The organism is Bacteroidales bacterium (genome assembly GCA_035299085.1).
In the GTDB taxonomy this organism is placed as follows: domain Bacteria; phylum Bacteroidota; class Bacteroidia; order Bacteroidales; family UBA10428; genus UBA5072.
In genome coordinates, this window is sequence record DATGXG010000017.1 from 42626 (window position 1) to 56822 (window position 14197).

A 14197-nucleotide genomic window follows, 5' to 3' on the forward strand; every position below is an offset into this window, starting at 1 on the left:
CTTTCTTAAAATTAGGTAATTTAATCACACGTTATTCCGTTTGACCTTCATATGTTGCGAAGCCATAGAAGATTATAATTCCGGCAATAACAAGAAGCAGGCCCCACAAGCGTTCAGCTTCCATCCAGTGCCATTTGTCGGGCACTGCCATACCCCACAGACCCATTGCGAATAAAATGACAGCGGTGATTAAAAGCAGTTTCTTTAGCCTTATGCATCTCTTTTCTGATCTTAGTACAATGTATAAGGAAGACAGCGATGCAACCTGTAAAACCAATACGGAATATTTGGCCACTTCGATTCCGATTACTGATGCGTTATTGTCCATTGCCTGTGGAAACATAAGGAACAGATCGGCCAGTAGAAGCATGCCTGCACAGTAAAGTTGTAACCGCAAACCTTCTGAAAATGCAATGATGCCCATGAGGTTACCGATGAAAGCAGCAATGATCGCTACCCCGATTGCCCATGCAAGATCTTCGCCCATATGGCCGGGCATTTGTGCCTTTCCAAAAAAACTGTTCCCTGCGATCCACATTATGGCAAATACAAAGAACAGAGCGGCATATACCATGAAATAGTTTTTTGCATTTCTCCATGGATGGGGTAAGGCATAAAAGAATATGATCATGCCGAAGAAAAGTATAAAGATCCAGGGTCCTGAAGGTTTAGTCAGACTTGATGTAATAGCAAGAGCTATCATTCCGAAAGAAACAATAAAATAGACAGCTGATTTTACCAAATGCTCAGTCTCAATGCCGGAGAACATTTTGGGTTTGGTTATCATGATTGTATGAATTAAATATACGTGCCTGTCAAAGACTCGCGATTTAACTAATACAAGTTACATGATAATAACTTAACAGACAACTTATTCAGGTTATATTGTTAAGGACTTTCATCATTACTTCAAAGAGTTTATCCGGCTTTACGGGCTTTTCAATAAAACCATCAAAGCCTGTTTCCATGATGAGCTTTTTATCTGCCTCAAGAGCGAAAGCTGTAAGAGCAATAACAGGCAGCCCGGGATGGCTTTCCCTTATAATTCTTGTTGCCTCAAGTCCATCCATTACAGGCATTTTAATATCCATAAGTACCAGGTCAGGCAATGACTCCTTACAGCGGTTAATGGCATCCAGTCCGTTTGATGCCCTCACAACCCTGTTCTCATGCATGGTAAGCAGCTGATGAATGTAATAATAGCTGTTTAGCTCGTCTTCAGCCACAAGAATCGTTTTCAGCCGGGGTACCTGCCCGATAATATCTTCATGGCCTGAACCGTGAGACAGAACAGGTTTGTAGGGAATAGTGAAAGAAAAGTATGACCCTTTACCAGGCTCAGATACCAGGCTGATCTTCCCACCCAGTAATGAAACATATCCTTTTGAAAGGGCAAGACCTAAACCGGTTCCTCCATATTTTCTTGTTGAACTGTTGTCTAATTGCCTGAACCGCTGGAAAATCAGATCCTGCATATCGTTCGGAATTCCAATCCCAGTATCTTCAACAAAAAATTTTACAATATTATCCTGTATAGAGTAACCGAATTTTACATAACCTTTGGAGGTGAACTTCAGTGCATTTCCCACCAGGTTTACAAGAACCTGCATTAATTTTACAGGATCCGTTATCAACAAAATTTTCTTAGCGGGTAAAACCGGGGGATCAAAAACCAGGTCAGGTGTTTTTTTAGAAGATTTCAGCTGTGCATATACATTGCGCATCACATTATTGAGATCGGTTTCTTTCTCAATAATCTTGTCAATCCCCGATTCAAGAGTCGCTATGTTGATAATCCCTGAAATTATGGATAATAGCTGATCATTACTGTTTTCAATGATCTTGATAAACTCTTTTCTCTTTTCATTCGGAACATCACTGTTTGCAAGTATAGACGAAAACCCCACAATGGCATTCAATGGTGTCCTGATCTCATGAGATATATTCTGAATAAAAGCCGTTTTAAGCCTGTCACTCTCTTCAGCATGTTCCTTCTGAATGATAAGCTCATTCATGATCTGCTTTTTCTCGGTGACATCCTCCTTCACAGCCACAAAATGAGTGATCTCTCCCAATGAATTGCGGATAGGCGAAATAATTGCATTCTCCCAGTACGTTGACCCGTCTTTACGTTTATTCTGAAATTCACCCCGCCATTCTCCTCCTGAAGTAATTTGTTCCCAAAGTTTTTTATATTCTTCATCCCTTGTATAACCGGTCTTCAGAATCCTGGGATTGCAGCCTTTTGATTCCTCAAGCGAATATCCCGTTATCTCCGAGAATTTAGGGTTAGCATACTCGATACTTCCATTCAGATCAGTGATTACAACAGAAACAGGGCTTTGTTCGATGGCTCTGGTAAGTTTCCGAAGCTCATCCATAGTCTGCTTCCTTACAGAAATATCCCTTGTGACACCCAAAATTCCTGAAGCATTGCCATTATCATCCAAAATCAGTGAGGTTTTTACTTCAGTCCACACAGTGGAACCGTCTTTCCTGATCATTTCAAGTTCCAGAATTCTTACAATCTTCGACTTATCCACAGCTTGATTAATGGATGCCATCATTGCTCTGAAGACCTCGTATGCTTTTTCGATTGATGAAGGTGTAAGCACATCCGACATCTTTTGCCTGAGGACTTCTTCAGGTTCATAACCGCGAAGTCTTTTCACGGCAGGACTTATATACTGGTAATTGAATTCCATATCCAGTACAAAGATGACGTCAGCTGCATTTTCTGCAAGGAGCCTGTATTTGCGCTCACTTTCAATGAGCTCAAGTTGTTTTCGTTTAAGAATGTAGGTTTGATGTGCATTGATAATGCCTGTCGGTAATCTTAACAGGTAGTTGCCCGATTTGGAAAGATAGTCGTTGACTCCTATCTTCATAGCCTGTACAGCAATTTCTTCGCTGCCATGACCGGTGATCATAATAATAGGCAGTTCAATGCAGTATTCCTGCCTCACTGTTTTTACAAAATCAAAGGCGTCGGAATCGGTAAGCCGGTAATCAAGCAGGATAACGCTGAATTTCTCTTTGTTTTTTTCATGCCTTAAAATATTCAAAGCATCATAAGCAGAGTAAACTATAGTGAGCTGTATAAAAGGAGCGTATTGTTTCAGATGACGCGTCGTGAGGTCAATATCAACCTGGTTGTGTTCAATATACAACACATGGATCAGTTCCGACCTTTCATGCAGTTTTTCACGATAGCTCTGTAAAGCAAACTGAATAATTTCGGGAAGTTTTGAAGTATAGCCGGGTCCTTTTATAACATAATCCGATGCACCCGCGCGGAGAACGGAAATGGCAGTTTCTTCATCACCGGTTCCTGTCAGCATAATTACAGGAATTTTAAGATCCTCTGCTACAATTTTCTCAAGGACTTCAAATCCATATCCGTCAGGCAGCCTTATATCAAGTAGTGCAATATCATAAACCGTTTGCTCAAGATTTTGCTTTGCTGATTTAACATTGGTTGCCAGGTCAATCAAACAGTCGGGTAATGCCTGAATGACGCTTCGCCTTGTCAGGTAGGCATCACTTGGATTGTCCTCAAGAAGTAAAACTCTCATAATTCAGATGGTATCTGATGCGTTTTGGGTATTTGAAGGTAAAATACAGATCCTTCTGACGGAACACTTTCCGCCCATACATTACATTTCATTCTTTGTGCTGCTTTTGCTACAATAGCAAGTCCGATACCCGTTCCCGGGTAGTCTTCAGACCTGTGGAGCCGCTGGAATATTTCAAATATCCTTCTCTTATATTTCATGTCAAAGCCAATCCCGTTATCCTTTATTGAAATTGTCCAGTAAGCATTATCCTCGTTCAGATCAATGACTATTTCAGGTTGTGGTTTTGTTCCTGAAAATTTAATTGCATTTTCAATAAAATTCCTAAGGATAATGGTAAGTCCTCTAAGGTCGGCATTGATTTCGCGGTCAGGAATATTCACTGAAATAGCATATTGGGTTGTAATTGAACTTTGAAAGACAGCCAGAAGTGAGTTTACCAGGTTTTTTATCCGGATGACCTGATTTGAGATCTTGTTTCTTTCCACCCTCGAATATTCAAGCAAATCCTCAATCAGCTCATTCATTAATTTGGCTGAATTTCTTATTGATTTGAGGTATTGTTTAGGTTCTTCACCAAGCCAGCTTTCAGAGATATCCATAAGCAACTTACTGTAACCGTCAATTCCCCGGAGGGGAGCTTTCAGATCATGGGAAACAGAATAAGTGAATGTTTCAAGTTCCTTATTTACCTCTTCAAGTTGAATGGTCCTCTGTTTTACCCTGTCTTCAAGATTTTTGTATAACAAAATATTGTCAATGGTTCTTGAAGCCGCATCGGCGAGGGTTTGCATAAGCCGGACTTCAATTTCCGAAGGAGTATAATTTTCTTTCCAATAGCATCCGATGGCACCAAGCGGTTCAATTGTATTAACCGGAACAACCATTAAGCTACGGACAAAGGTTCCTGAATAGTGAGCAGTCGAAATACGGTCGTCTTTATAAATATCGGGAACTATTACCGGTTCCTTTTTGATCATTGAATATCCACTGATACAATCGTTTAACGGGAACCATTTTCCTTTCCACAGGGGTTCTATGGCATTCTCTTCAGCATAAAAGCATCCGTCATTTTCAAGAAAGACAAAGGATGCACCATCCGAATGCATAAGCTCACGGGCTGAAGCAGCAATAATTTGCTGGCTTTGCTCAATTGTCTGAGCCAGTGTCAGGTCCTTTATTATATCAATCAGCATTTCAAGCCTCGTATTCAGAAGCCTTACTTCTTCCTGTGTTTCATTTAGCTTTTGTATTGCTTCTTTTTCAGCAAGTTCAGTCTTATAGAGTTCTTTGAATAACCTGGTTTCTTTTGACCGGTTCAGTAAAATCAGACCGAGTGAGGCAATAATTAATATCCCCGATACAGCAGCCATAACAACAATTGCACGGTATTTTAATTCAGCCAGCACTTCTTTTTTATCGATTTTGGCAACCATGAACCAGGGTGTACCGCTTACCGGACTAAGGAAGGCAAGTACCTTTGAACCTTTATAATCCAATCCTTCATACAAACCAATTTTGCCGCTAACAGCAGCTTTAGCGGCGATCTCATTGTTAATAAGCGGTTCTTTATATCTAAGAGCAGCATTGCCGATAAAACGGACGTCATTTACAAATACTACACTGTCACCTTCACGAACAACAAGGATGGTTTCTGAAGTACGGCTGGGTAAGGGCCATTTCTGGATTAACGGATAGAGATATCGTTCCGGATCATTTCGGAGAACAAGGAATCCAAGCACTTTTTCATTCAGTTTAACCGGAGCTACATAATCATCATGAATTTTCTGATGAGTGGTACAGTAATAAAATCCGCTGAAATAGATCCCTGCTTGCTTTTTGGCCTGTAAAATATGGTTTTGCGTTACGTTATCGATCACATATTGATCATTCATGCTGAAAACTACATTTGCCAGCGTATCTGTAATAAAAATATTTTCGTAACGGTCAAAGGATGTAATAGGCTTAAAGAATGAAACCAGAGATGTATCTCTTCCGGGTTTCAGGAGCAGCTTTTCAGTGGCATCAACAACCAGTTTATTTTTTGAAAAAAAACCGGCTTCTGAATATCTTTCCTTTTGCCATTGGCTTATCTGGCTGATCTTTAGTTCAGAGATCGCCTGCAGTTCTTTTAATTTATCTTCACGGATTGATTTTGCCTCATTGTAATAATATACAAGACTCCCGACAATAAGTATTGCTGTTAAACCGACAAAAAAAAGCAGCGAATGTATTTTGCCCATGGCTGATAAGTGTCATAAGTAAAACGGGGTGATTGGCTATCGGGTTACTTAAATGTAAGAAAAAAAAGAAACCCGCATTGAAATGAATGCGGGTTTTCTTTGAATTATTTAATCCTCTTTTGTTTAATCAAACATATGAATATACCAATTATTTTCATCAAGAAGGAAGTTATAAACCTGTTCGCGTTTACCCGAGGGATATTTTTCTGCAACCCTGCTGGCAAGAAATGAAGGATCGTTTCGGCGTTTAGCCACGCGCATCAGATCATAAAATCTTTCGCCTTCAAAGGCCAGTTCTCTGGCGCGCTCATCAACCAGTTGATCCTCGAAAATCTGTTGTTTTTTAAGGAAGTTACTTCCCAGGTCAAGATAACCGGTAATCTCATTTGTAAATGGATCATGAATATACTGGATATTATCAAGCGTCAGCTGATCATCGCCGCTTCCAAGACCTACTCTGCCGCGAACCCCTAACTGAAGACGATTCTGGTCAACTGAATAATACAGGTAACCGTCATTTACAATTCCCTTCGCATAACCTGTATTTGTTTTAACTGTACCGTGATCATTAAAAATCATGTATGTATATATCTCAGCCAGGTAAAGCTGGATTCCTCCCGCACGGTATAAGATGAACCTTGCGTCATCCTGGTATTGCCCGGTATAATATTTAAACACAACAGTATCCATGCCCTCCATAATGTTATTCACGGTGCGGGTGTCATGTTTGGCTTTCATTTCAAGCATGTATTCAACATCGGGAGTATAATACGAAAGGCCGACATTCCTGAGATAAATATAAGAAGTACCAAATCCCCTGTAAGGATCACCCGGAAAACCCATCTGGTTGGGGTCCATCTTTGTCAGCGCCGGGTTATTATTCCTTATTATCCTTTGCCTCATCCATGTGGTTTCCCATTTATGCACAGCGGCTTTTGTAGGTTTAAGCATGTATTTATAAGGAGGAATCGGTAAAAACAGGTTTTGCAGCTGGTTTTGCTGGAAATAATTCTTATCAAACCAGATTGTAAAAATATGTTCATTTTTATCGATCTCGGAAAAAATATTAGACCATGCATACCTTGAAAAGGTACTTGTAAGCTGGTACCGTTCAGTTTCTGCGGGATTCTTAACAATTGCCTCAAAATGATACGTAGCTTTCTGCAAGTCGCCCTCTGTCAGATACATTTGGCCCAACAAAGCATGCATAGCCCACGGATTCCAGATGGTAACTTCCCAGGTGGCATCTGCCCTGTCAATGTCATGTTTTACACCTACAGCTTTCACGTTATTCTCCAGTTCATTTGTGAAATAATCAATGATCATCGGAGTATCATACAACTTCTTTTCAAGTACAATCGGCTCATTGTAAATGGTATCGGTGTTGTAATAACCGTCCTTTGAGAATATCACATGTACACTGTCAATATAGGTTCCCGGTGAATTCACAAAAGCCTCTATTTCTTCCATCGTAGCAAGAGAAGAACTAATAAAGGGTACCTTTCCATATATTCTGACAGCGGTAAAATAAGCCCATGCCCGCATACAGAGTGCTTCACCGTATAGCTTGTCATAATTTGAAATTTCAGCTTTCTGGTCTTTTACTTCAGGATGTTCCCTTTCAAGAATATTAATGAAGTTATTGCATGCAGAAATCAACTTGAAGAAATTAGTCGGGGATGCATACTTATTGGTTTTGGAAACATTGAAATTGTAAATTTCCATTAAGTCGGCATCAGCATTAGGAGTAACAGTCAGCAAATCCCCACGTAATTCTCCAAGCACGATTAGTTGCTCAACCAACTGTTGCTGCAAAGAATACATACCCATTTCAACCGAACGATACTCGTACCAGTCCTTGTATAATTCATCTCCCGTAATATTAATTTCCTGTTCCGGATCAAAGAAATCTTTACAGGAGAACGTTGATATTAATAAGAGTAGGAGGCTGAAGGAGAAGATTACCCTATACTTTTTGAAATTTTTCATATCCTTACGAGTAAATAAATTATAATCCAAGTTTAACACCTACAATGAATTGGCGGGATTGGGGTGTCATTCCATAGTCAATCCCCTGGTGAATCTGCATATATGAATAACTGAATTCCGGGTCATATCCGAGGTATTTCGTTAAAGTCATCAGGTTGTTCGCTGACGCGTAGAATTCAGCACTTTTGAAAGTAAGGAATTCCTTGGGAAGCTTGTAGCTTATTGATACATTTTTCAATCGTACATAGGAACCGTCCTCAATCCAGCGTGTTGAAAATGCACTGTTGCCCATGGGGTCATTCCATAATGCCCTTGGAACATCGGTAACCTGTCCTTCATATTGCCACCTGTTCAACACATACTGGCTTTGATTGTCCAGACCTGACATCCGTTCATTGTTGTACCTGACAAAATTGAAAAGCTCATTCCCGGTAACAAACTGAATAATGGCATTCAGAGTAAAACCTTTGTATGAGAACGAATTGACAACACTTCCTGTGAGGTCAGGCAGGGACGAGCCAATAGCTTTTTTATCGAAATTATTAATAACACCATCCGGGGTTCCAAGGGGTCCGGAAAGGTCAGCATATATTGCATCGCCTGCATGGTAAGGCATACCTTTATCATTTATAAGGCCGGATGCTTCGGCATCAGTTGTAGAAGCAAAAACGCCCCTGAAAACATATCCGTAAAAACTGTTTGCCGGAGCGCCTTCCATATTCACAATCTCAAGTCCATTGAGCTCTGTAATGAGCTTTGATCCTTTGATATCAATAACACTGTTCTTCACGTGAGTCAAAAATACCTGGACATCCCACTTGAATTCCTTTTTATCCATCAACCTGCCGAAAAGTGAAAATTCGTAGCCCGTATTTTTCATCTTACCTGAATTTTCCATCCGGTAATCATAGCCCATATAAGGGTTCACCGGACTATAAATCAGCATATTTTTGGTTTGTGAACGGAATACGTCAACGGTACCGGAGAACCGGTTACCCCAAAGAGAAATGTCAATTCCTGTATTCAGCTGGCTGACCTTTTCATAGGTTAGTTTTGTATTCGTAATAACTGCGGGATACAAACCAACTGTTTCGCGGAATCTTACAGCTTTATAATAATTGGATGCACTGGATTCTCCAATGTCATCATTTCCTGTCATACCATAAGACAACCTCCATTTAAAGTCTTCGAGCCATGAATTATTCTTCAGGAATGACTCGCTCGACAACCTCCATGCAACTCCCGCTGAATAAAATAATCCGAAAGGAACATCACCCAACTTGATTGTATTGGCAGCATCATTACCCACACGGGATGATCCGTCAAACGATAGGCTGGCTGTAATGATATATTTATCCTTATAGGAATAGAACAAATTTTCATAAAGTGAGAACCAGTTCCATTTCCTGTTTTGTCCGCCGATTTCCCTTAAGTCGTCACGACCGTCAGCAAGAGTCCGGTACTGGTCATTCATAGGAGCATTTTTTGTTAATCCCCAGTCGTATTCAAAATTATTGGTCTGAAGGTTAAACCCGGTCATTGACGAAAGATTGTGATGTTCGCCGATGGAACGGTTAATATTTAAATAGGTATTGTTATAGAAACTTCTGAATACGTCGGTTGCAGCTTTGGCTACGTTATGTGCTTCGTTATTGTAATAATGCTCCATCCCGTGGTTGGGCTGAAAGATCTGCTCTTTCATCATATTATAGGTAAAATTGAACTTACTCTTCAGCGATATTCTGCTGTTAATTGTAGCGTCCATGCCCATATAATATACAAAGCTCGTATTTGTATTTTTGGCTTCATAATTATTGATAACGGCAACAGGGTTGCTGACTCCAAGTTCATCCACTTCGGCAACGGTTGTAATTTCTTTACCCTGTTCGTCATACTGGTAAGGATTTAACATTGGCGATTTGCCGAGAGCTGTTAAAATCGGACTTGTTTCCCTGGATGTTGCAGCATCCTTCATATTCGATTTATTGTAATTCAGAGATACGCCTGCGTTCATTTTCATCCATCTGAACACATTCAATTTGCTTACAAATCTCAGGTTATATCCTTTATAATCGGTTTTCTTAATGACACCGCTGTTATTCATCAGTCCAAAGGAAAGTCCGTATGTGGCTATTTCATCACCTCCCTTTACCATGATATTCACATTCTGTGAAAGTGAATTCCTGAAAATTTCATTCTGCCAGTTTGTGTTATGCTGGTAGTCAATAAATCGTTTGTCATCCGGTTCAAGATAAAGGTTCGGATATTCCAGTATCAGATTTTCTTCCAGTTTGCCCGAAGAAAAAAGAACTTCCTGTAACAGAGTCTTATGCTGTGTGGCATTGAGCTGCGGGATCTTATCAGCAGGTGCCAGTAAAAGGCCTGTATTCAGATCAAGCTGAATTACTGTTTGGGTTACACTCGGATCCAAAGTTTCGATCAAAACAAGGCCGTTCGAACCTCTTGATCCATAAGCGGCAGTAATGGCAGGATCCTTAATAACAGTCAGGGCTGAAACATCGTGAGGGTTCACTTCAACCATAGGATTGAATGTGAATCCATTAACGTTTGAACTGAAAACACCGTTAGGAGTTGCAGGAATTCCATCCACAATATATAACGGTTGATTACCTGCATTCAGCGAGTTAATGCCTCGTATTGTCATGAATGCACCACTTGAAGGATGACCTGACCTTTTTACAACATTTGCACCGGCCATCAGTCCCTGGAAATATTCATCAATTGTTACAGGTTTTATTCCTGTAAGAAATTTCATATCCACAGAAGAAAAGGCAGCTGCAATATTTCTCTTTTTAACCGGCCTGGACATGATGATAACCTCATCCTCATCTGAAGCCATATCCAGGGCAGTCAGATAAATATCCAATTGTTTTCTTCCATTCAGATAGACTCTTTTTGCCTTGAATGTGTTTGCAGGAGAAAGAATAATCCAGTCTGAAGGTGAAGTAGAAAATATTGTGAATTCACCGTTTTCGTTTGTCACATAAGGCAATTCAAATGAACCGGCAATACTCACTGATATGTCCTTAAGAGGTCTTTTCATGTGATCGAATACCTTACCGGTGACGATAGTGGTATCCTGCGCACTTACCTTATGTGAAAATCCAAGTAGAAGGATACCGACAAAAATTAGAACAGGTATTCGGCCAATATTAATTTTGTGTGACATATTTGAATTCTTTTTGTATAAAACCATCATCTGCATTAATTGAAAAGATCACTAAAACTTAATCGTAAGGAACAAATTGAATATAGTCTAATACAAGCCCGTTAATCGATAGTGTGCTTGGTCCCTTGTATTCTATTCTTATTTTCGCCTTGCCATATTCCTGCAGGTTATTAATCCAGAAATCAAACCGGTTGTAACCAAGAGCCTCAGGAACATAACGTTTGTTCGGAACAACGCTGTTGATTACGCCATTGAATACCTTATAGGCTGCATAATCAAATGTTTTCACAAGCTGGTCGTTTACATAAATATCAAAAACACCACCCACGCGCATTACAGTGCGGAATACAGCCAGATATTTGCGCGGGAAAAGGTTATTTACATTAAATTCAATTGAATACTTACCGGTGTAGCCATTATTAAAATAGACTCTGAATATTGTATCGTTATTGGCTGAGCTTACAAACTCCTTCCTGACCTCAAAAGGTTTGTCACTTTCGTTCTCAATACCTCTGTTCCATGCGAACGACTGGTTACCCAGAGTTTTTAACCACCATTCACCTTCATAATAAGTAGGTGACTGGTACAGTGTATCCGGAACTATGAAACTGTCGTAATTATAGGCATAGCCATTACTGCATATTGTTTTCTCGCCCGGTTCATAATCAATAACCACACTATCGCCCAGTATATTTTTCAGTTTAACCGTGTCATTAATAGCCTTTTGAATAAACTCTTCCCTTTCAAGCATATTTTCAAAAACTCCGCGTTCAAGAAGATAAGGAATAAGCACCTTATTCTGCCATACAATGGGAATATCGTTATGATCGGTATAACCGGCATGCAGATTCTGAGCCATTGAATCAAGTGCTGCATTGTAATTGGCTTCTTTCGGAAAGACAAGAGTAGCCGTAAGATTCCTGTATTCTTCTGAAATAGGGAAGAATTCAACTTCAAACATATTTATGATATCGGCCACCGTATCGTAAATCGTATTTCCGTTCTCATCAAATCCTATAGGTGTGCTCAGTTGCTTATTCAGTATAACTGAATCCTCACTATCTATAAAGCGCTTCAATACAGGATTGGTGAGAGCGATGTACTCATACAGGTTTGGTTTGGGCAGCGCAACGGTGCCCATCCTGTAGTATTTACCGTTTTTATACAGGGGGCTTTCGAATTCAATCGGAATTTCATCGAAAAACAAATGGCCGTCATCGTTATTAAACAAGGCATATTTTTCCATGAACGTCTGAACTTTTCTTTTACCCAGGATAGCCGGAGTCTGTATGAAAAATTTCGATACATGGTAAGCGAGCACTCCGGTATTCACTGTATTGTTTTGCAAAAAAGTCGTGAATGCCTCGTTTGTAGGGGCAAACATGGTATACGTACTGTTACCCAGGAATAGCGTATCGTACTTATTGTCCTTCAGGTATTGAACAAAAGTAGAAATTGCCGGATCTTTCTGCATGGCATCCCAGACATTCACATCGCTTGTAACCGGGGGATCATTATAATGCTGATCCCAATCCTGCTTACAGGAAGCAAAAAGCGAAAAGATTACAAGGGCAAGTATTGAAACTCTGTAATTCATAGTATCCAGTATTATTTGGGTTCAAAACGAATAAAGTCGCCCGTGAAAGTTCCGGGAATTAAAGATTTCACAGTAAGGGTATGTGAATCATATTTGATGAAATTTATAGTACCTACTTCTTTAGTTCCAATCGGGTTGGTACTACTGGCATTGACTTGAGGATCACTTGAAAGATCAATGGTTCCTCCTACCTTTTTGCCGTCAATAAAAATTTCAACAACTGCATTTTCCTTATTCGGGCTGTAAAAATCAGCCTGCAGGTAAACGGTATAATTACCCTGGACGATTTTGGGCAGCTTAAAATTGAAAGTAAAGTCACCGTCAAGCTGCACACAATCTGTGCTCCATAAACCGTTTGGGTTATCTTCTTCAGAGTATTTTATGTAGTTTAATTCACTACCCGAATATGTGATCGAATTAAGCAGGGTCGAATCCTCGATGAGGTAAGTACCCGGCAGAGTCTGGTATTCGGTGAAAGTTGGCCTGTCAAAAAACTCGTAAGTTTGCAGGGCTCTTGAAGGGGGATGCTGCTTTAGAATCTGGTCGATGAAATGAATTACTCCGCTTTGGGTAATTACGTTGCTGGCATCATAGTTAATACCCACATAATTTATAAATGTGGTGTCGCCAATGCTATGGACGATCGTATCAAACATTTCCTTGCCCTTATTAATTTTTATATCAATGCCCATACCGTCAACTGAAAGAGGGATATCGGAATAGGTAGAATAGTTTGATGATACACCCTGGAAATCATCCACAAACATATTTTCTGACAGAACATGGTATGCAACCCAATTATACAGTGGATTCAAAGGGTTTGAATAATCGGTTCGGCCCGGACTTATGAGGTTCGTCAACTGTGTGAAGGAAAAAATGCCGCGTTTATAAAATATTGAATCATGTTCAAGGAAAAGTGTAAACGGCAGGGTTTCCTCATCCACTTTAGGATTAATGTTCAGGAGACCAATCAGTCCGGTTGTATCTACAGCGGTTTTAAACAATTCATATCCGTCATGGGCAGCCAACCATCCGTATGTTGTTTGTGTAATAGGGGTAAGAGCCCGGCTGACAATATGGATATAACCATTGGAGACTTCAATGTTAGGCCTAATAACGGGTGCCTGGTTATTAATTTTATAGTAGGATGAATCATCCTCAATAATAAAGCTAACGGCCAGATAATCATCAGTCAGCGTATATTCCGAAAATGCTCCGAATGGAAAATCATTTTTATCAATGCCTTTATTTACAACATGGTACCGTGAAAAGTACCAGATATAATCCTCATCATTTAAAAGGTCATTGAGCGTGGCATACTTACTGTCTTTGATAAAACTGTCAATGGCCTCATTGGTGGGAAGGAACAGGGTATAGTCGTCTCCGTTAGGATTATAGGCACTTAAAGTTTTATCAAGTCCTGATTTCTCAAGGATAGCGAGGAAGCTGGAGAAGGTATCTTTATGCTGAACGATATAGTCATAAATAGTTTGTTTCTCAACATCTTCGAAATCTATGCGAATGGTATCAGGATCGCATGACATGGCCAATCCGATGATGGCGCATATGCTTATAAAAAGTGAATAGAATAACTTTTTCATTT

7 protein-coding genes are annotated in these 14197 nt (G+C 40.0%); all 7 read right to left on the reverse strand.

Annotated elements, in window-relative coordinates; genetic code table 11:
- Nucleotides 1–31 precede the first annotated feature (31 nt).
- Nucleotides 32–787, reverse strand: a complete 756-nt coding sequence (locus tag VK179_04675; GenBank protein ID HLO58011.1) for a hypothetical protein — start codon at nt 785–787, stop codon at nt 32–34.
- An 88-nt stretch (nt 788–875) separates the two neighbouring features.
- Nucleotides 876–3575, reverse strand: a complete 2700-nt coding sequence (locus VK179_04680; protein HLO58012.1) for a response regulator — start codon at nt 3573–3575, stop codon at nt 876–878.
- The gene (locus tag VK179_04685; protein HLO58013.1) at nt 3572–5818 is read right to left on the reverse strand and encodes an ATP-binding protein; all 2247 of its coding nucleotides are present in this window, start codon (nt 5816–5818) and stop codon (nt 3572–3574) included. Before VK179_04685 ends, VK179_04680 begins: the two co-directional genes overlap by 4 nt.
- 123 nt (nt 5819–5941) lie before the next feature.
- Nucleotides 5942–7807: a RagB/SusD family nutrient uptake outer membrane protein gene (locus VK179_04690; protein HLO58014.1), complete on the reverse strand. Its 1866-nt coding sequence runs from the start codon at nt 7805–7807 to the stop codon at nt 5942–5944.
- 19 nt (nt 7808–7826) lie between these two features.
- Complete coding sequence (locus VK179_04695) at nt 7827–10997, reverse strand: SusC/RagA family TonB-linked outer membrane protein (protein ID HLO58015.1); 3171 nt, start codon at nt 10995–10997, stop codon at nt 7827–7829.
- Nucleotides 10998–11055: 58 nt separating this feature from the next.
- Nucleotides 11056–12594, reverse strand: a complete 1539-nt coding sequence (locus VK179_04700; protein ID HLO58016.1) for a fasciclin domain-containing protein — start codon at nt 12592–12594, stop codon at nt 11056–11058.
- Between the two features lie 11 nt (nt 12595–12605).
- A complete protein-coding gene (locus tag VK179_04705; protein ID HLO58017.1) occupies nt 12606–14195 on the reverse strand; it encodes a fasciclin domain-containing protein in 1590 nt (529 codons plus the stop codon).
- Nucleotides 14196–14197: the final 2 nt, after the last annotated feature.